Here is an 18,551-nt window from a genome sequence, read left to right as displayed (position 1 = left end):
GACAAAAGCAATTAAAGTACTCGCATTTGGTGCCAGCAATAGCCGAGCATCCATTAACCAAACCCTAGCCGGTTACGCGGCAAACCTGCTTGAGAACGCTGAGGTGAATCTTATCGACCTCAACGATTTTGAAGCCGCAATTTATAGTGAAGATCGTGAAAAACAGTCTGGAATTCCTGAACAAGCGCAGCGCTTTTATCAGTTGATTGGAGATGCTGACGCAGTGATTATCTCCCTTGCCGAACACAATGGTTCGTATACTGCAGCCTACAAAAACCTATTTGACTGGACCTCTCGCATCAACATGCAAGTGTTTCAAAACAAACCTGTGGTGTATTTGGCTACCTCACCTGGCCCAGGTGGAGCGCAAAGCGTGCTAGCTGCAGCCTCTGGATCTGCACCTTATTTTGCCGCGGATGTGAAAGCATCAGTGTCGATTCCTAGTTTCTACGACAATTTTGATGTTGAGCAGCAGAAAATCACCAATGGTGAGCTAGCGGATCAAGTAGCTTCTGCGGTGGCTCAACTGACCGAGAGCTAATCCGACCGATAGGGAATAGGGATAACGCAATGGATGCGAAAATAATTACCTCGCCGGTACGTCCGGCACTGATTTCCATGACCGCTCCCGCCGCATTTGGCATGCTGATGACCTTCATGTTCCAACTTATCGACACCTATTTTGTCGGGAAGCTCGGTACGCAAGAACTGGCTGCGATGAGCTTCTCTTACCCAGTATACATCTTAGTAGTGTCCTTCTTTATGGGCGCCGCTGCTGGCGTGTCTTCGTCGGTAGCGAAGGTGCTGGGAGAAAAGCAATGGGTAAAAGCTAAGCAGCTGACTACTCTCGCTATCGTTGCTTTCGTCTTTCTAACCGTGTTGCTCTCTATTATCGGTTTGTTGGTTATGGATGCCCTATTTTTTGCGCTAGGTGTGACTGAGGTGATGTTACCTTTGGTCAAGCAGTACATGGGGCCTCTGTTTATCGGCATGTTTGCGCTGGTAGCAGGATTAATTGGTAATGCGGCGCTGATGGCGAAAGGGATCATGATTCGTTCGACATTGGTGATGGGGATTGGTGGGATTGTTAATGTGGTCTTCGACTATGTGCTGATTTTTGGTTTTGGACCTTTTCCTGCCATGGGGTTAGCGGGAGCCGCCTACGCTACGGTTCTTTCTTGGGCTGTCATCTTCCTCTTGATGATGACGTTGTTAGTGCGCGAGTCGTTGCTCTCACTCAGCTTCTTTATGGATATTCGACAGGCGATAAAGGATCTTAGAGGCATGTTATATGTTGCCATGCCCGCAATTGCGGCTCAGCTTTTGAACCCAGTCGCGATCGCAGTGATAACCCGCATCGTGTCTGGTTACGGCGAGGATGCGGTCGCGGCCTTTGGTATTGTCACGCGCATAGAATCGCTAATTCTGGTGGGCATTTTGTCATTGAGTGTTGTGATGACGCCTTTCGTGGCTCAGAATTTTGGCGCTAAACATTGGCATAGACTGGATAAAATCGTTGCTCACGCAGGACGACTGACCGTGTATTGGGGGATAGCGGCCTTCACTATTGTGGCGCTATTTCCACAGACGATCATGACGCTGTTTACCCAATCTGATGCGGTTGTGGCGCAAGGAGTTTATTATTTTTGGACTGTCGGCTTAAGTTTCCCTATGTTTGGGCTACTGCTCATTACAACCTCTTTTCTCAATGGGGTGCAATCGCCTCGAACGTCGCTAAAACTTACCATAGTGAAGTCGCTCGGTTTGACAATACCGCTTGCTTTGCTTGGGTCATATTGGTCGTTAGAAGGGACTTGGGTAGGATTGTCCATCGCCAATGTAATCGGAGCATGGTATGCATACAAAGTGCTGAATCGTTGGCTTAGTGAGCATGGTTCGACACTGCCAAAGCGAAGCATAGTTAATGATTATAAATCGGATCTGATGTTTTGGTCGTCAGGTAAATAGGGCGAGATACGCATTATGCCGCTCATATCAGTAATGCTGATTGATATGGAGCGGCGTGGTTCGGTGATTATCTCATAATAGGAATGACCAAGCGCCGCTTAATGGTTATGTTGAAGTTCAATTTCGATAGCTTTTTGGTAGTTTGGATTTTTCTTCAGCTGCTCTGAGTAGCGCTGAATGTTGGCGTATTGGCTAATGACGCCTAAATTCGTGACAACATCCACCACGAACGACATCATGATGTCTGCACCAGTCAAACGATCTTCAATCAGATAGCGTTTACCTTCAAGTTGCTGATTCAAAAAATCTAATACTTTGTTTTGTTCCATATCTGCATAACTTGATAGGAAGGCGGTTTCTGCAGGCTCTTTTGCAAGAAACACTTTCAGGAGTAGCGGAAGCATCGCAGAACTTTCTGCAAAGTGTAACCAAGTCAGATAATCGGCATAGACAGGGCTTTGACGAGCTGGTGCCAATTGGTCTGCGCCAAATCGCTCGATAAGATATTCAGTAATAGCACCGGATTCTGTGATAATTTGGCTGTCTAATTCGATCACTGGAGATTTGCCAAGTGGGTGTACCGACTTCAGCTCGGGTGGTGCAAGAAATGTCACTGAGTCACGCTGATATGGGACGACTTCATAATCGAGACCAAGCTCTTCTAGCAGCCAAATAATTCTTTTTGAACGAGAGTGATTGAGATGGTGAAGCTTGATCATATCGATATCCTTAAAAATATATTGTGTGCAATATAATTGTTACCTATTTAATTTGTTAAGGCAATAGAATAATGGCTAACACTGACAATTAATGACCTGTTAATACAGTAAGTCTTCATCACTGTTATTAGAATGAGGACCAAAAATAAGCAACGGTTGAGGAGCAGGGATGAAACGTTGTATAGGCTTACTATTCTTTATCAGTGCATTATCTAGTGCGGGAGAGTTTTCTTCTGTCGAATCGCCTGTTGCTGGATGCCCAGGTGATTTCTTTACCCAGAAAGCCCGAGTCTTTGACGTGGTTACGATTTGTGCCACCTCGTCAGTACCCCAAGATAAGCTAAAACATGCCGCCAATGTGACCGCACAATGGCTAGACAACGATCAAAACGGTCAGATTGATGAACCTAATATCATTGAGCCGCTTCGGAATAATCACGCTACTTTGTTGATGAGCCAATCGGGCTTTAGTGATGACGCATTTGAAAAGCTCGAGCCCTACTTTGATCATATGTTAGGGCAAGATTTATCCGCCGATGAAACTGCACCGACGTTTGGGCGAGATGCGTCGCAAGAAGAGATACATCATTTAATAGTCAATGCGGGTTGGCAGCCGTATTTACCAGCGGTATTTAGCGACAAAAAGGCAAAACAAAGTGCGCTGTATAAGCAATGGCAGCTAGCCGAGCAAAAGGGATTGTACAGTTATGATGACCCAACGTGTGATGATGCGTGCAAAACCGTTGAGTTCTTTTACTTGGCAACTGCGGCGTATTTAGGGTCCAGTGCTGATTTGCAAAGTGATGAAATGCGAGTAAAAAGTCGCAAAGAGTTGAGGCATTTATTGCCAGATTTAGTCTCTTTAATGGAGTCTAGGGACTATCATTATCCGACCCATCTTTGGCCAGATGGTCAATATCGATATTCAGGGAATATTACGCTAACCTCGAAGACAGATTGATGACAAAAAAGGCGCTTAAGCGCCTTTTTTGTTGCGGTCGAATTATTGAAGATAGGCATTCAACATCCAGAGTAGTTTCTCTTGCTCGCGAATATAGTCGCCCATCAATGCTGCAGTACCCTCGTCACTCGCTTCGCCAGCTTGCTCTAGGATTTCACGCTGTTTATTGATAAGCACTGAGAAACCATTCACTAGACCAGAGACACACTCTTTACCACGAAAGGCATTTTGGTGCTCTTCAATTGCACTTAGCTCTAGATAGCGACTAAAGCCATGGTCTGGAGTATGACCAATAGTCAGAATACGCTCAGCAAGCTCATCGATCTTAGTTTGTAAGTCCGTGTAGATTTCCTCGAACTTAGCGTGCAATTCGAAGAACTGTTCACCTTTAATATTCCAATGATAACCACGAGTGTTCATGTACAACACCTGATAGTTAGCGAGTAGCTGATTAAGTTCAATCGCAATAGAGTCAGAAGCTGCTTGGTCTAGACCGATAAAATTAGTGTTTTTCATAATACTGTCCTCTTTGAATCAGAGTGGAATCTTGTTTCGTTGAGGCCAGTATATGAGTAATAACAACTTAGGTTAAATCGATTGTAAGTATTATATTGATAGCTAAATACTATCAGTTTTAAGTATGAACCTTTACCCCATTTAGTGACTAAAAATCACCTCTTCGTTGGGAACGCGGTGACGCTCGCCGTAAATACCTTCGTCGGTACGAACACCACAACTGATGATCATGGTAATTTCATCATTGTCACCTAAGCCGAGAAGTTGTTTTGCTCTTACCGAGTCAAAGCCTTCCATCGGGCAAGTGTCATAGCCCTGCTCGCGCATTGACAACATAAAGGTCATAGAGGCAAGAGCTGCACTCTTATGTAAACAGACTCTAACGTCTTCCTTACTGACTTCACGCACCATCGGTTTGTTTCTGCCAAGCCAGAAACTGTATATTTTGCGCACTACCCCACGGATGCCAAGTGAGTCATTGTTATAAACCATGGGGATCAGTTTGTCGTAATACTTAAATGCTCGCTTTGAGGTCTCGTCTTCACGGCCGTTAAAGTTGCTGCGGACAATGTCAGCATTCATCTTGGCGCGCTGCTTCCATTTGTTTGGTGTCACCGTCACCACAACCAATTCGTTTGCGGTTTTAGCGGCATTTTGCCCCATGCAGATTTCACTCAATGCAGCACGTTTGTCTTCGCTGATCACACGGTGGAAGGCCCACATCTGCATGTTGCTACTGTTCGGGCTTAGCGTGGCGTGTTCAAGGGCCTTATTAACGGCATCGTGGTCAAAGGTCGCGCTCTGGTCGTATTTACGAACAGAGCGACGAGTATTAAGAAGATGTTCTAGATGAGATAGGTCGCTCATTGCAGTGTCCAATCATTGAAATTGGACACTTTCTAACAGGTCTTATCGAGGTTCACAAGAGTTTGGGGTAATTGGTTTTGGCAAACCTCTTAGCTTTTTAAATGCAAGCGGTGTTTTTTCTAACAAGATAACTAACAGGTACGAGCCAAATAGCGTTCCAAAGAACACAATGAGATCACGTGTCCACTGAGTTGCGCCCAACATTCCTGCAATATTATTCATGTAGATCGTGACGAGCAGGTGTACCACATAAATAGGAAGTACCCACTTCGCCAGGTCATGCCAGACTTTATGGTTCCCCAATCTTGGATGATTCAGAAGCCAGAAGAAAATGCCAGTCGACCAAAAAACGGTGCCAAGTAGGAAGTCATTCATGTTGAACACTTGCCCGAGAGAGTTGAGATAAAACGCTTCAAAGAAGTGCAGCAACATGCCAAACAACGCAAGCACCACCGCTTGTGTCGAGGTTATTGACCACTCTCTACGTCTTACTTCAAATCCTATTGCGACCATCAAAAAGCTAAAAAATGGCCCATTTCGACTAAAGATCGGTGTTTCGATTTCGGTAATGTTTAAGTAACTGCCAGCCATTAAGCCATGTACGTAGAAGATGGCGGCGAATGGCAGTAGTAGTGATCGGCATTTATTGTCAACAAACCATGCAATCATCAAAACCGCTAACGCAAGCGATGGAATAAACCATAAGTGTACTAATCCACCTTCAAACAATGAGTTGAGCGGACTTTGTAGCAAGTAGTTCCAATAGCCTTGGCGCTCAGCTAAATAGCCATGCTCGGCCACTACGGCTAAATTGAAAGGCAATACCAAATAAATCGCGCTCCAAATCACCCAAATGAGCATCAAAGGCAAAGTGTAAGCTTTGGTGGTTTGATATGGTTTTTCGTTTAGCTTGGGATAGATAAGATATCCAGCAATAAGGAAAAATAATGGAACGGCAAATCGAGCTAGTTGATTGGTAATATAGTTAAGCCAAGGTTCACCGTTAACAAAACCATAATCCATAAAAAGTTGGCAGTGGATGGAAATGACGGCGATCAGAGCAATGACTCGCGCGAATTCGAAGCTGGAAATTTTCTGCTTTGATGACATAAATGGAGGTAACAATCTCTTAGTAATTCTTCGAAGCAAACAGTATCATCTAGCCCATTTTTAGCAGTGTTCAAAGTCAATAATTGCGCCTCTGACATCATGTGAATTGCAACAATTTGTTCTACATCGCAGTTTTAGTTATCCAGGTGTTGACTATTCTTACACGTTTCTCGTGCTACATATCAGAATACTTGATAGGACCTATTTTGTCCTGTGCTGGCGGATTCACTAAAGTACCCTTACTGAAGCACTTCAATGCTTTGGTACCTTAAGCTTGTAATTAACTTGAATCACTGATTTAAGTCTTGATTGACACATGGTGTAGACGCACTTTTCCAATCTCAACGGTTCCCAACTAGGAGCCGTTTTTTTCTCTCATTTTTCTCGCACGTAAAGTTAAGTTTATCTGAACGATATTTAGATATTACTTGATATATTGAACGCCCATCTCTGAGTAGTATTCATCTGTAACGTGATGAGCAGGAGTGGCTATGTGTGAGTTAGATGAAGGTTATGATGACCTCAATTTTGAATTAAATGAGAGTGAGGTTGAGTTTCTTGGTTGGAATGACAAAGAATGGTTAATAGAGTTAATGGTGTTTCTACTGATTTTAGGCGGTGCCGTTGCGATTGTTACCTATCGAGTGTGTTTCGATGGTTAAAGATCTTCAAGAGGCGAAAGCAATACGCAGACTGACCCTGTGCTGGAGTTTCTATTTAGCGGTTGCGATGGGAGTGCTAATCGGAGTGATGGCCACCTCTTAGTATTGGAAGCGACCATTTATTGACGGCTTAACAACAATTGTTAAATAGCCTATTGCTCGTGCCAACGACTCTTGTATGCACTCGAATAATCAGGTGTTTCGATACTAGGATGGAGATCATCGCAAGGCTCAAGCGGTCCTATAACGGTGCGGTAGGGTAGAATGCCTGCCCACGCTTTTAGATCGAGATCCTCTTTGTCGTCATTGACTCCATGACGGCCAATTTTCACCGAAGCTTCGTTGAGTTCAATAGCAAGCACGTCCGTTGCGGTGAGCTCTTTCTCGTTGCTGAGGCGAACTTCTTCAGTTCTACCTGGTGCAATATGCTCAACAAAATGGTTTAACACTCGGTCTTTCTCTTTATTTTCTTCAATGTTTTCAAACTGACCAAAGACGACTGCACTTCGATAGTGCGCACTATGATGGAAAGCGGAGCGGGCCAATACCCAGCCATCAAACAGAGTAAACGTTAAGCAGGTTTTTTGTCCCGCTTTGAGCGTACGAAGCAAACGACTGTTCTTGGCGCCGTGTATATAGACTTTATTGTCCAATCGCCATGCCAGCATAGGAATCACGATAGGACCGTTGTCATCATTGATGGCGACGTGGGCAATTAATGACTCATCAATGATGTCGTAGAGTGCTTGTGGGTCGAAGACGGCTTTATGGCTGCCTTTCTTAATCTGTGTTCTTGTCGTGTTTGAAAGCACTGGCGTTCTCCATTCGATTGCAGTTAACGCCAAAGTAAATAATATTTGGTACTCTAGTTAGGTCCAAATAGATAAAAATGGTAGATCCAGTTTGAATGTTATTGATATCAGCGACATCTCATTGGCAAAATCCGGTGTCACGCTTCAGCACAATCTCTTTAGCCAAATACGCTCAAGGATCCTCAATGGACGTTGGGTATCGGGCGCCAAATTGCCGTCCACTCGTACGATGGCGAATCAACTTAAGGTGAGCCGCAATACCATTATTCAAACCTATGATCAGTTAGTAGCGGAAGGTTATCTAGTATCGAAGCCGCACAGTGGTTTTTTTGTTTCTTTAAGCCTGCCCGACCAATATCTCAACGCACCCGAAGGCAAGACTGAAATTGCGTTGGGCGTTGATAACACGCCTAAAAGTGGTTTATTTTCACCTGGTGTTGCTGAATTAGCGCTGTTTCCTACAGCCCAATGGAACCGCTTATTACAACGTCATAGCACCCGAATCTCTCTATTGGGAAACCAAGATCTACAAGGGTATCTACCACTTCGTGAAGCGTTGCATCGTTATTTAACCAGCAGTCGCTCTGTTGTGTGTAATCCGAACCAAATCATTATTACCTCTGGAGCTCAGCAATCTATAGCTATCGCTTTGCTGGCAATCAATAGCTTGGGAAACAACGACAAGTTGTTGGTTGAGTTCCCCGGTTACCGTCAGGTCGTCAAGGTGCTCGATACCTTCAAGATGGATTATGGATTTGTCGACGTGACAGCTGAACATGGATTGAATACCGAACATATCATCAACCAAAAAGCACTAGGTGTCTACTTAACGCCAAGCAATCAATATCCAATGGGTAGCTCTATTCAGACGGAGCAACGTTTGCAGTTAATCAGCTGGGCTCAAGAAAACCAAAGTTGGATTATTGAGGATGACTATGACAGTGAGTTCCAGTTTGATAGTCGTCCACTACGAAGTATGCAGGGACTAGCAGCAGAGAGTGGTAATGCAAATCATATAGTGTATATCGGCTCAATGAGCAAAGTAATGTTTAATGCATTGCGAATTGGCTATATGGTGGTTCCTGAAGGTTTAGTTAAAGTCTGTCTAGAAATAAAAGACGCGCTTTCTGGTGACACACCATCGCACACACAAGCCGCGTTAGCTGAGTTCATTGATGAAGGTATGTTGGTTCGCCATATACGTAAAATGCGCCGTCGATATGAGCAAAAATACCACTTGATGAAGCAATGCATTACTGAGCGTTTTGGAACTGAGTGGCAAGTTGTCTCCCAAGGAGCTGGGCTGCACATTACTGTTCAGTGGCAAAGTGACGTCGATGAGCATCAATTTTCCGATCTCGCCCTAGCTCATAATATCGTGGTGCGACCGATGAATTATTATGAACCTATCAACCACAAGCGTCGTTGCGGTTCGGTTGTGTTAGGTTATGGAAATGCGCCGTTAGAGTCGATATCAGAGAGTATTGAAAAATTGGCAGTGCTTTATTTTGAGCTAAAGAACGACAATGCTGTCGATCCCGCGGAATAAATCTATAGTCCATTGATCAGTAAATACTAAAATTTTAGTAAAAACAGCGTTAATCGTTTAAATTAGCAGCGATTACTTAATAAGTTTTAGCAATTGCTTAAACTGATCGCCTTGGGCGATTTTTTGTAGTTCAAAGAGTGCCATTTCAGTGGAAGTTAACATGGCCCCTTGTTTTGACAGGCGTTGGATTGCGAGCTCTTTGTTTTCTGGTGCACGCGAAGAAATAGCGTCGACAACAAGGTGAACTTCATATCCTTGGTCCATCAAATCGCAAGCAGTTTGATGGACACAAATATGTGCTTCAATACCGACCAATAGTATTTGTTTTCTATTGTTACGTTGGAGCGTCTCTTGAACAGCTATCTCACCCCAGGCGCTGAACACATCTTTTGCAATGGGGGATAGGTGGGGAAGTTCTTGGCGAATTTCATCGATAGTATGACCTAATTTATCTGGGATTTGCTCTACCCAAACAATGGGTAATTCCATGAGTTGTGCAGCCTTGGTCAACGTATTTAGGTTGGCGAACAAGTGCTCTTTATCGTGCATGATTTGGGCAAGCTTGCCTTGTACATCAATGATCATTAATTGGGTGTTGTCTTGCTCTAGCATTTAACGTTCCTGTTCTAATACTTGTTCTATAAACCACGTTCCAACTGTGCCGAGTCCACTGCGCCACGACAGCTCCACTGGCCACACCATAGAACTATCATAATGTCCTACATTTAACTTGGTTACTAGACCATGGTCGATAAATGGTTGAGCCAGTTTGATTGGGTAAGCGGCAAAACCAGCACCATAAAGCAGCATGTCTTGCAGTTGATCAGGGGTTTCGTAACGAATGAGGCGAGGGCTGAAACGCAGCGATTCCAGTAGTTCGCTAGTCGCAACTTTACCTTCTAAGGATAGTAACTGGGGATAGTGTTCTAGATCTTCTGATGTAATCTCACCTTTGAGCTTTGCCAACGGATGATTAGGTGAGGTTATGAAGCACCATTCGATATTATCTATGATTTGTGCATTTGAGCCTCGTTGGGGGCATAACCCGCCAGGCGCAATCATGATGTCAGCGCCTAAGCTCTCATCCTTGGTTGATAGTTGGTGCTTTTCTGCATCAACTAAAATCAGCTCTAGTTCTGGAAACTGCAGGGTTAATGAAGACATTAGTTCGGTAAACCTTGGATATAAGGTCATACTGTGAGTAGCAATCGTCAGCGAGGGCTCTTCACCACTTTGCAGCGCACGTGCTTTTCGTTCTATAGCTTGCAAGCGGGGAACAATTTCAAGCGCTTGGAAGTACAGCGCTTTTCCTTCAGGTGTCAGTGAGGGAGACTTTCCGGCAACACGTTCAAATAAACGAATGCCAATATCAATTTCCATCGCTTGTACCGCTTGATTCACAGCGGAAGCACTGACATTGAGTTTTCTGGCCGCCGCAGAAAATGAACCAGTCTCGGCAATACAAACCAGATATTGAAGTCGCTCGGTATTAAGTAGCATACTGATCTCCGAGAAAAGAAGGTGTTTCTACTGTGCTTGAATTTTGTAGAGAGGTAAAGCATGAAGGGGCACTTTGTTCATTGGGAGGGTATTATTTAAGGTCGGTTGTTGTTTCTCCTAGGTTTTACATTGTAAATATGCAGCGCCAGCTAGATGTCAACTAGCGCTGCTGATGCTAACGATAACGGAACGAAATTATTTCGAGTGAGGCTGCTCCACACCTTTTGCATACGTCACGATTTCGGTATCGGAATTAGGTTTATACATTCGTAGTATTCCTGTCCAGCCTTGTTCCACTTCAATGTTGTTGATGGCCTGAGAACCACAGTTAAAGTTAACGGTATAGCTGCCATCACTATTCTGTTTGAGCTCATCTTCGCGACTTGATAACGCAAATTTCTCAGTGTGAACGTAAGCATCTGCGCCGTAAGTCGTGATTGAGAAGAAACCGTTTTTACCCAGTGGTGGGGCGTCGAAGTTCATTGTTTGACATTGACCTGAGCGATCCTCAGCAAGTAAAACTTTGTAGTAAGCGTGCTCACTAGGCAATCCTCCGAATCCCATCGATGTTAAACCTCTTGCATGGAAAAGTTCGACTTTACGTTGTTCTAAATTCTGCTCTGGTTTTAAAGGCTTGCCTTCAGGTGCACCCATCGCCTTGGTAAAGTCGAGCTTGAGTACATCGGCTTCTAAAGATAAACGAACATTTTCTCTATCAAACTGGTCAAATCCTTTTGGTATATAAGGATTTGCAAAGTTGGCGGTCCCTTTAATCATATCTTGCTTCGCATTTCCGGCCTTAATGTCGGCAGGGGAGTTGGAAACAACTTGGGTGCGTGCAATGACCCAAACATGCTGACCAGAAGAGAGCATCTCTGGTGTAATGGTGATTCTATTCTTCCCTTTCTCTGCATATAGGACAGCGACAGTGCGATGCTGTTCGTCGATGATTTGAAGAGTCTGATAGGAATCGAGTATTGGTAGCTCGAATGTTACGCCACCCTCGGCATCCCAGATTGATTTAGAGTAGAGCGTATCGCGATTCTGGCGTACAACGGTTTGGGTATCCATGGTGAGTAGTTGACGATCGTGAGTAAACTGGTTGATGCCAGACTTCTCTTGCTGCTCGAAAAAGTATTTGTCGGACTCCGCAAGGATAAAGTTATCTTTGGTAACTTTTGTTGAGCCGCCGTTCAAGATTTGAGTCTCAGTCGGTTGCCCTTTCTTCGGTAAATGGTCGCCAAGATCGTGAGCGATTGACGCAGAAGTGAACAGGGTTGCTGTCAGGGAAGCGATGATTGTCAGTTTTTTCATTTCAATAACCTTTCATGTCTCTATTGTACTGTTCGAGCATTGAGGACGCTGCCCGACCGTTCGTTTGATCGTATGACTTTCCCTAGAACGACAATTGGTTTATTTCCTTAGGTCTGGGTAAATCATAGAGAGATAAAGATATATTTTGAAATCATTAAATTTTATTTATGATATGTCTTTAATGCATATCATGGTTCGCTATAACCAACGAACCATGATGAAGCCTAGGATATTAACTACGCATCTATGTCACTAGTTAGCAGCTTCGGCTTTAGGGTGAGCACCGAGTACGACTTCTGCTGCTTGATTGTTATCGAACATCGTAAAGTTGTAACTCTCTACTTGCCATGTGTCGTAACGGTCTAGGTAAATCGCTTTCGCATTCTGGTCTGTATAGATTGTCCATAGGGTTGGGAAGACATCGTTGAGATATGGGTCAATTTGGTCATAGCCAGCAAAGACCGTTGCTCCAGCAGCTTTCAGGCTATTCAATGCTTCGCCACTGTTTGTAACGTCGCGCTTATACATATCTTCAACCACTTCTTTAGCGCGTAGTCGTCTATCATAAGCGCGGATCGTTGCTCCCGATTCTGCTTTCTCTTTATCCAAGTTCATATGGAAGCTGAACTCAGGATCATTGGATAAGTACTGGACACTCGGTGCGTCCGTCACATTACCGTGATAGATTTTGACCTCGCCGCCAACAAACTCAATCACCGCGCTGTCACCATTTGCGTCGGTGAGGTGATAATGCACAGGCGCTGGAAGGCACTCATTTTCATGGCCTGGCAAATCACATACTTTGTCTTGGACAACATCAATCCTGTCTAATGTAGCAACGACCTCCTCAACGGAAGCGAAGTTATCGACCGCATAATTTACAAATTGTGATGCATCGACGTCAGGCACGCCGGCGCGATTAGGTGCCATTTCAGTGTATTCCAAACCAAGGTAAAGAATACGAGCGACCAAACCTTCTTGGTTCATTGCTTCGGCGACAATTTGCGGCTCGAATGATTTGATTTTGATAGACGCGTATTTGCTAGTCGTGTTAACTGACTCTTTGGTGGTGCTGTATTGATGTGAGACTCCTTTACCTATGCCGACAACCACAGCGTCATCGTGTCCAAACCAATCCATGGTTCTCACTGAGAGACTAGCGTCACCATTATTGTAGATTGCAGATGTGCACGCTGTTACATCAGCGACGTAACCTGCAGATAGTGTTGCGACAAGAGCTAAACTTAGTACTGACTTTTTCATAATGACCTCAATTGTTCGGTGTCGTGTTCTGTTGAGGCCATAATAGAGAACTATTGTTAATAGCTTAAATGAACACCTATAACCATTGCTTACAGGCTAGTTGATCAAATGAATAGGAAGAGTGGATGATTTTGGTCTAGAGTATTAACACCAGTCGAATAACAAGGAAGTCAAATGAAGTCGTTACAGCAGTGGTTAGATGCTTACGGAGAGAGTCACCAGAACAGCACTAATCGAAAAATACACAAAATCGCAGTTCCCGGTATCTATCTTTCTATTGTGGGGTTGATCTGGTGTCTACCTCAGTTACCACTTGGTGGCATGTCTATTAACTGGGTATGGATTGTGATGCTACCTGTAATGATTTTCTATTTTCGTTTATCACGGTCGGTGTTTATTCAGATGCTGATCTTTACTCTCGCGTGCCTAGCAATTATTACCTTCGCAGCAATGCTCGGAATGTCGGTGCTAACCGTCTGTATCGGTTTGTTTGTGGTACTTTGGATAATGCAGTTTGTTGGACACAAGATTGAAGGAAAAAAGCCATCGTTTTTTGATGACTTACAGTTCTTACTGATTGGACCTATTTGGGTGTTTCGCCAGAAATGATGGTTGACTTAAAAAGACCGCTATCCCAGTCAAACTAGGATAGCGGTCTTTGTATGTGGCAATAATGCCTTCGACAATCGGTTTAGAACAGTCCTCCGTTCATCGAAAGGTGAGCGAGAATACTGGCGGCGTAGCCGAGGGCAATCACCGGCATCCACTTCAAATGTCCGAAGAAAGTGTATTTACCGTGGGCAGCACCCATTAATGCAACGCCAGCTGCTGAACCGATAGATAGTAAGCTACCGCCGACACCTGCCGTTAACGTTACGAGCAGCCAGTTGCCCATCGAGAGCTCTGGGTTCATAGTCAATACCGCAAACATTACTGGAATGTTATCGACGATGGCCGAAAGAATACCTACCATTACGTTGGCCCAAACGGGATCCCATTGGGTATACATTATTTCTGAGACCACACTTAGATAACCTAGCAAACTTAACCCCCCGACACACATCACCACGCCATAGAAGAATAGCAATGTATCCCATTCGGCATGAGAGACTCGTCTAAATACATCAAACGGCACGATGGAACCTAGTCGTTTCAGAGCGGTTTCATCGTTGTTTGCAATAGCGATGGCTTTCTTCTTCGCAATGGAGCGAGGCAGTGTTTTACGCAGGAAGAAACCAAAGAATTGTAGGTAAGCTAGTCCCATCATCATGCCCATGACCGGAGGGAAATGAAGCACTGCGTGGAAGGCAACGGCCGTTGCAATGGTGAGAATAAAGAGTCCAACAATGCGAAACGCTCCACGTTTTAGTTCTACGTGAGCATGGACCGCATCGGGTTGTGTTTTAGGAACAAACAGCGACATGATCACCGCAGGCACAATGTAGTTAATCACTGAGGGGACGAACAGAGGCATAAATTCGGAGAAAGACACATGCCCCGCTTGCCAAACCATTAAGGTGGTAATATCACCAAATGGGCTGAATGCACCGCCCGCATTAGCTGCGACCACGATGTTAATACAGGCAATATTTACAAATCGTAGATTGCTTCCCCCGACTTTAAGCACGACTGCACACATTAATAATGCGGTGGTGAGGTTATCGGCAATAGGGGAAATGAAGAAAGAGAGGATACCTGTTAACCAAAATAAGGTTCTAAAGTTAAAGCCTTTTCCAACCATCCAAGATTGAAGTGCATCGAATAGTCGCCGCTCTTCCATTGCTGATATGTAGGTCATTGCGACCAACAAGAATAGTAAGAGCTCGGCGTATTCGAGCAAATTATGTTCTAGTGCGGATTTCGCAACTTCGATTTGACCTAGGTCTTTATAGACTAAGCCGATTATTATCCAAATTAAGCCTGCTGCGAGCAGAACAGGTTTTGACTTACGTAATTTAAGGTATTCCTCCATCATGACAAGGGTGTAAGCAATACCAAAAATAAGTAATGCTGCATAACCTACTGTGGATTGAGTGAAGTTAAAGGTATCCGAAGATACCGTTTCCGAAGCGAAAGTAGACGTGGCGATAAAAGGGAGTACAAAAAGGGTCTGCCATCGACTTTTTTTCATCATGTTTTGAACCTTCAAAAGCTAAATAAAATCAGGCGCTAACAATTGCGATACGATATTTTAAAGGTTATTCAACATTTTCGTTGTGAGCTAACTCGAATCTGATGAAGAGCTTGTGGTTAAAAAATAGACTTTTGACAATGTTTTCAGACCTCCTAGGCTTAGATGAAGGAATCTGTCTAATTTGGTGGAAGGGAGCAAACTCATGAAAACAGTCATTTCATTCTTGTTGACGACACTAATGTTTCTATTTGCGAATCCAGCCCTAGCCGAAACGCAACCTTACGTTTGTGACAGTGCCAACAAAGTAAACCTGCCGTTCCCAGTCTTAGAAAGTGAATGTCCTATTGGAGAAGGGTTGTGGGGACGCAGTGCGCCCAGCGAAAGTGATAAGTCTTTCTGGATACAATGTGGTTTTGTTCAATCGGGAAGTTTGCGTGCAGTACCTAGCAACTTGCAGCAAAATGTCAGTAAATCGATATGGCTAAAACCTGAAATAGACGGAGACCGTTGCTTGATTGGTCCTTATGAAAACTTCGAAGCAGCAAGTTTCGATTTAGCCGAGGTGAAAGCTATACCCGCCTATAAAGATGCGTTTATCAGAACAACCAGTATTTTGATTACTACCAGTGAAACCCAGTTGGTGGCCAGTGCTGAAGGAGAGTCACCTGTGAACTCGTTGAAAGAAAGCTATAGTGCAGTGGTTGTGGCTACTCCTTTTATGATTGCTGGGCAGCATGGACGCAACTCGTGCCTCTGTTACTTTTAGCGAAGGCTTGATTACTGTGATTAGAGCCAATCAATAAGCTTTGATACCAAACGGCTTTAATTTTTTCGGTAATAGCTCATCCAAATTCTGAATATCGTCTGGGAATATTTCAATAAGACTCAGGTCATGCTCTTGATAAAGCGCACGTGTGTGTTCAATGGTTCTGTCGTCTGCTACATCGCTATCTGATCCCCAATATTGTAGGTAGACTTTCCCTTGTGGTAAGTAAAAATCACTCACAACATCTTGTTCTATGGGTAACTGCCTTTGATAAGCATGAACAACGCCTGCCATATATAACCAGTTATCAATAATTAACTCGCCTTTCGATTGAACGTAATGACCATCGAGAGTGCGATGTTTTGCCGCGAATTTCTGCCGAAAACTTGAGAAGGATTTTTCAGTAGAGTGCGCTTCTGCATCGTGACCTTTAAATTCGATGACGGACTGTTTTAATCGAGCGTGGCGTAATACAGAGGGGTGCCAAACCACAAACTCATTGTTGTTATGTTTATCTTTGCGAAGACGAGCACCTGCGCGAAGGCCAATGGCCGTCGCCTTCCATTGGCTATCGTCACGCTTTATCCAACCTAGTTCACTAAGTAGAAGATTGATCTTTTTAGCCGGAAGCGCAAAGTGTTCACCAAGTTGCGTTGCAGTCAGTGTTGAGTCACTAATAAGTGTATCGTCGATTACAAGGTTTGACGGCCACACGATAAAGCGTCCATATTTTTCACTGTCCACATAGTCACCACCGAAACGATGTCCAATATCAGTTAGCAACCAACTGGACTCGTGCCAGCTGATATAACCTGCGCGCTTCAAAAGCGTAAACAGTGCTTTAGACTCTTGGTTTCGACTTTTTGCTAGTGCGGATGTGGACAGTTTATCGTGCATTCGATTCCTTACTCGGCCTTTTCCATAATAGTTAACAGTTGCTGAGCTGCTTGTTTGGGTGAGCCGGCATGACTGATTGCTGAAACGATCGCGACACCATGAACACCAGTTTTTGCCACATCTAACAAGTTTGATTCGTTGATACCACCAATAGCCACAATAGGTAGCTCTAACTGTTGAAGTGCATTCGTTAGCCCTTCAAGCCCCCATTCGGTTTTTATGTTGGTTTTGGTTGTCGTTGAGAATATGGCGCTTAGCCCAATATAGTCGATTGGAAGCTGTTTCGCTTGTTGCAGTTGCGCTTCGCTTTCAATGGAAAGACCAAGAATCTTATCCTCACCTATAAGGGTTCGAGCTAGGGTCGCTGGCATATCTGTCTGTCCCAAATGCACGCCATCCGCATCGATGGCAAGGGCGACGTCTACTCGGTCATTGATGATCAATGGAACGTTAGTACCCTCAAGCACCTTTTTGACAGCTGCTGCCTTAGTGATGAAGGTCCTAATATCATGATGCTTTTCACGTATTTGTACCATTGTCACTCCACCTTCAACAGCCTGTTTCACGACTTCTATTAACGTATCGAGGTCTTGGTTTTCGTCTGTTACAAGATAGAGTCGATAAGGGTTGCGAGTCATCGTTTGTCCTTAACACTCTTTAATGTGGAGACGGCGTAGCACTTCTTCATCACTAAGCTGATACAGAGCATCAAGCAAATTCATTTGCAGAGAACCTGGGCCTTTTGATTGCTCAGCCGCGATTTCACCTGCGATGGCAAATATTGCCGCAGCCGCAAGGCCTGTGGTTTCACCAACCGCAGCAAAGGCTCCTGTTACCGCTGATAGTGAGCATCCCATACCGGTGACAAAAGGCATCATCTCATGACCATTACTCAGTGCGTGAGTGGCTTCTTTATTGACGACGTAGTCGGTTTCACCTGAGATTACGACACAGCAGTTGTAAGCCTCTACTAATGCGCGCGCTGCAGATAAAGCTGCCTCACTTGAATCGAGTGCATCGACACCTTTGTTTTGTGACTTTTCCCCTGCCATGGCAATGATTTCTGATGCGTTACCACGAATGATTAAGTTGTCAGCAAGTTCTGCAAGTTGACGAGCGGTTGAGGTTCTTAATTTGGTTGCGCCACATCCAACAGGATCGAGTACAACTGGCTTATTATTCTCATTGGCTTGTTCTACGGCGAAGAACATACCAGGACGCCACACACTATCTAAAGTTCCAATATTGATGACTAGTGCGCCTGCGAATGACATCATTTCCGCCATTTCTTGCTTTGAGTGTGACATGATTGGTGAAGCGCCTACCGCTAAAAGTGCATTGGCGGTGCTATTCATGACAACAAAATTCGTAATATTGACGACAAGTGGTTTTTGCTCACGTACTTTTTGTAGTGCGTTGATAATAAGGTCTTTGTTCATGTTTATCTCCAAACCTAGATTGAGCCGATAGAATCACAATAAATTAAAACAGGCTCAGGTTATGACTTTTTGAA

20 protein-coding genes are annotated in these 18,551 nt (G+C 44.2%); 7 read left to right on the top strand and 13 right to left on the bottom strand.

The annotated features are described in order from the left end of the window. The first annotated feature begins 10 nt into the window (after positions 1–10). Together HW45_RS25620 and HW45_RS25615 are read left to right on the top strand one after the other, a co-directional pair. Positions 11–541, top strand: coding sequence for an NADPH-dependent FMN reductase (locus HW45_RS25620; protein ID WP_038221961.1), 531 nt, complete (start codon positions 11–13; stop codon positions 539–541). A gap of 29 nt (positions 542–570) precedes the next feature. Further along, positions 571–1,968: an MATE family efflux transporter gene (locus HW45_RS25615; RefSeq protein ID WP_038230811.1), complete on the top strand. Its 1,398-nt coding sequence runs from the start codon at positions 571–573 to the stop codon at positions 1,966–1,968. Positions 1,969–2,066: 98 nt separating this feature from the next. Here HW45_RS25615 and HW45_RS25610 read toward each other — a convergent pair whose 3' ends face one another. Next, a complete protein-coding gene (locus HW45_RS25610) occupies positions 2,067–2,687 on the bottom strand; it encodes a glutathione S-transferase family protein (RefSeq protein WP_038230810.1) in 621 nt (206 codons plus the stop codon). A gap of 169 nt (positions 2,688–2,856) precedes the next feature. Between HW45_RS25610 and HW45_RS25605 the strand changes: the two genes are divergently transcribed. Beyond that, on the top strand, positions 2,857–3,648 hold the full coding sequence (locus HW45_RS25605; protein WP_038230809.1) for a hypothetical protein: 792 nt from the start codon (positions 2,857–2,859) through the stop codon (positions 3,646–3,648). 42 nt (positions 3,649–3,690) lie between these two features. Here the strand turns inward: HW45_RS25605 and HW45_RS25600 are convergent, their stop codons facing one another. The 3 genes from HW45_RS25600 to HW45_RS25590 form a co-directional block, all read right to left on the bottom strand. After that, entirely contained in the window at positions 3,691–4,164 is a 474-nt protein-coding gene (locus HW45_RS25600) for a Dps family protein (RefSeq protein ID WP_038230808.1), read from the bottom strand. Positions 4,165–4,305: 141 nt separating this feature from the next. Continuing rightward, a complete protein-coding gene (locus tag HW45_RS25595) occupies positions 4,306–5,031 on the bottom strand; it encodes a nitroreductase family protein (protein ID WP_038230807.1) in 726 nt (241 codons plus the stop codon). Between the two features lie 42 nt (positions 5,032–5,073). After that, positions 5,074–6,141, bottom strand: coding sequence for an acyltransferase (locus tag HW45_RS25590; protein WP_038230806.1), 1,068 nt, complete (start codon positions 6,139–6,141; stop codon positions 5,074–5,076). Positions 6,142–6,632: 491 nt separating this feature from the next. Between HW45_RS25590 and HW45_RS29790 the strand changes: the two genes are divergently transcribed. Then, entirely contained in the window at positions 6,633–6,803 is a 171-nt protein-coding gene (locus HW45_RS29790) for a hypothetical protein (RefSeq protein WP_167360938.1), read from the top strand. 152 nt (positions 6,804–6,955) lie between these two features. Here the strand turns inward: HW45_RS29790 and HW45_RS25585 are convergent, their stop codons facing one another. Next, a complete protein-coding gene (locus tag HW45_RS25585) occupies positions 6,956–7,615 on the bottom strand; it encodes a pyridoxamine 5'-phosphate oxidase family protein (RefSeq protein WP_038230805.1) in 660 nt (219 codons plus the stop codon). Positions 7,616–7,706: 91 nt separating this feature from the next. Here HW45_RS25585 and pdxR point away from each other — a divergent pair, with 91 nt between their 5' ends. After that, entirely contained in the window at positions 7,707–9,164 is a 1,458-nt protein-coding gene (pdxR, locus tag HW45_RS25580) for a MocR-like pyridoxine biosynthesis transcription factor PdxR (RefSeq protein ID WP_038230804.1), read from the top strand. A 72-nt stretch (positions 9,165–9,236) separates the two neighbouring features. Here pdxR and HW45_RS25575 read toward each other — a convergent pair whose 3' ends face one another. From HW45_RS25575 to HW45_RS25560, 4 genes are all read right to left on the bottom strand, one after another. Beyond that, a complete protein-coding gene (locus HW45_RS25575) occupies positions 9,237–9,776 on the bottom strand; it encodes a hydrolase (protein ID WP_038230803.1) in 540 nt (179 codons plus the stop codon). Beyond that, positions 9,777–10,664 (bottom strand): LysR family transcriptional regulator, encoded by an 888-nt coding sequence (locus tag HW45_RS25570; protein WP_038230802.1) that lies wholly within the window; start codon positions 10,662–10,664, stop codon positions 9,777–9,779. A gap of 195 nt (positions 10,665–10,859) precedes the next feature. Then, positions 10,860–11,978 carry a DUF1254 domain-containing protein gene (locus tag HW45_RS25565; protein WP_038230801.1) on the bottom strand — a complete coding sequence of 373 codons (1,119 nt, stop codon included), beginning with the start codon at positions 11,976–11,978 and terminating at the stop codon, positions 10,860–10,862. Positions 11,979–12,230: 252 nt separating this feature from the next. Further along, the gene (locus tag HW45_RS25560) at positions 12,231–13,241 is read right to left on the bottom strand and encodes a linear amide C-N hydrolase (RefSeq protein WP_051868388.1); all 1,011 of its coding nucleotides are present in this window, start codon (positions 13,239–13,241) and stop codon (positions 12,231–12,233) included. A gap of 174 nt (positions 13,242–13,415) precedes the next feature. Here HW45_RS25560 and HW45_RS25555 point away from each other — a divergent pair, with 174 nt between their 5' ends. Beyond that, entirely contained in the window at positions 13,416–13,850 is a 435-nt protein-coding gene (locus tag HW45_RS25555; RefSeq protein WP_038230799.1) for an Mpo1 family 2-hydroxy fatty acid dioxygenase, read from the top strand. Between the two features lie 82 nt (positions 13,851–13,932). On the opposite strand, the gene nhaD is transcribed toward HW45_RS25555, so the two are convergent. Then, the gene (gene nhaD / locus HW45_RS25550) at positions 13,933–15,375 is read right to left on the bottom strand and encodes a sodium:proton antiporter NhaD (RefSeq protein ID WP_006070121.1); all 1,443 of its coding nucleotides are present in this window, start codon (positions 15,373–15,375) and stop codon (positions 13,933–13,935) included. Between the two features lie 202 nt (positions 15,376–15,577). Between nhaD and HW45_RS25545 the strand changes: the two genes are divergently transcribed. Then, positions 15,578–16,141: an SPOR domain-containing protein gene (locus HW45_RS25545; protein WP_051868387.1), complete on the top strand. Its 564-nt coding sequence runs from the start codon at positions 15,578–15,580 to the stop codon at positions 16,139–16,141. A 30-nt stretch (positions 16,142–16,171) separates the two neighbouring features. On the opposite strand, the gene HW45_RS25540 is transcribed toward HW45_RS25545, so the two are convergent. Genes HW45_RS25540 through thiM form a run of 3 tightly spaced genes read right to left on the bottom strand, consistent with a single transcriptional unit; the run spans position 16,172 to position 18,477 of the window. After that, the gene (locus tag HW45_RS25540; RefSeq protein WP_038230798.1) at positions 16,172–17,038 is read right to left on the bottom strand and encodes a hypothetical protein; all 867 of its coding nucleotides are present in this window, start codon (positions 17,036–17,038) and stop codon (positions 16,172–16,174) included. Between the two features lie 8 nt (positions 17,039–17,046). Then, positions 17,047–17,676 carry a thiamine phosphate synthase gene (gene thiE, locus HW45_RS25535; protein ID WP_038230797.1) on the bottom strand — a complete coding sequence of 210 codons (630 nt, stop codon included), beginning with the start codon at positions 17,674–17,676 and terminating at the stop codon, positions 17,047–17,049. A 9-nt stretch (positions 17,677–17,685) separates the two neighbouring features. Next, positions 17,686–18,477 (bottom strand): hydroxyethylthiazole kinase, encoded by a 792-nt coding sequence (gene thiM, locus HW45_RS25530; protein WP_038230796.1) that lies wholly within the window; start codon positions 18,475–18,477, stop codon positions 17,686–17,688. Positions 18,478–18,551: the final 74 nt, after the last annotated feature.

The organism is Vibrio sp. ER1A (assembly GCF_000733315.1).
Classification (GTDB): domain Bacteria; phylum Pseudomonadota; class Gammaproteobacteria; order Enterobacterales; family Vibrionaceae; genus Vibrio; species Vibrio mediterranei.
The sequence above is the reverse complement of the archived record's forward strand: the minus strand, read 5'-3'. Positions and strand labels throughout refer to the sequence as shown.

Excerpts from the sequence above, each read along its gene's own strand:
- HW45_RS25615 (WP_038230811.1), top strand. The coding sequence starts at position 571 with ATGGATGCGAAAATAATTACCTCGCCGGTACGTCCGGCACTGATTTCC.
- HW45_RS25610 (WP_038230810.1), bottom strand. The coding sequence starts at position 2,687 with ATGATCAAGCTTCACCATCTCAATCACTCTCGTTCAAAAAGAATTATT.
- HW45_RS25605 (WP_038230809.1), top strand. The coding sequence starts at position 2,857 with ATGAAACGTTGTATAGGCTTACTATTCTTTATCAGTGCATTATCTAGT.
- HW45_RS25600 (WP_038230808.1), bottom strand. The coding sequence starts at position 4,164 with ATGAAAAACACTAATTTTATCGGTCTAGACCAAGCAGCTTCTGACTCT.
- HW45_RS25595 (WP_038230807.1), bottom strand. The coding sequence starts at position 5,031 with ATGAGCGACCTATCTCATCTAGAACATCTTCTTAATACTCGTCGCTCT.
- HW45_RS25590 (WP_038230806.1), bottom strand. The coding sequence starts at position 6,141 with ATGTCATCAAAGCAGAAAATTTCCAGCTTCGAATTCGCGCGAGTCATT.
- HW45_RS29790 (WP_167360938.1), top strand. The coding sequence starts at position 6,633 with ATGTGTGAGTTAGATGAAGGTTATGATGACCTCAATTTTGAATTAAAT.
- HW45_RS25575 (WP_038230803.1), bottom strand. The coding sequence starts at position 9,776 with ATGCTAGAGCAAGACAACACCCAATTAATGATCATTGATGTACAAGGC.
- HW45_RS25570 (WP_038230802.1), bottom strand. The coding sequence starts at position 10,664 with ATGCTACTTAATACCGAGCGACTTCAATATCTGGTTTGTATTGCCGAG.
- HW45_RS25565 (WP_038230801.1), bottom strand. The coding sequence starts at position 11,978 with ATGAAAAAACTGACAATCATCGCTTCCCTGACAGCAACCCTGTTCACT.
- HW45_RS25560 (WP_051868388.1), bottom strand. The coding sequence starts at position 13,241 with ATGAAAAAGTCAGTACTAAGTTTAGCTCTTGTCGCAACACTATCTGCA.
- HW45_RS25555 (WP_038230799.1), top strand. The coding sequence starts at position 13,416 with ATGAAGTCGTTACAGCAGTGGTTAGATGCTTACGGAGAGAGTCACCAG.
- nhaD (WP_006070121.1), bottom strand. The coding sequence starts at position 15,375 with ATGATGAAAAAAAGTCGATGGCAGACCCTTTTTGTACTCCCTTTTATC.
- HW45_RS25545 (WP_051868387.1), top strand. The coding sequence starts at position 15,578 with ATGAAAACAGTCATTTCATTCTTGTTGACGACACTAATGTTTCTATTT.
- HW45_RS25540 (WP_038230798.1), bottom strand. The coding sequence starts at position 17,038 with ATGCACGATAAACTGTCCACATCCGCACTAGCAAAAAGTCGAAACCAA.
- thiE (WP_038230797.1), bottom strand. The coding sequence starts at position 17,676 with ATGACTCGCAACCCTTATCGACTCTATCTTGTAACAGACGAAAACCAA.
- thiM (WP_038230796.1), bottom strand. The coding sequence starts at position 18,477 with ATGAACAAAGACCTTATTATCAACGCACTACAAAAAGTACGTGAGCAA.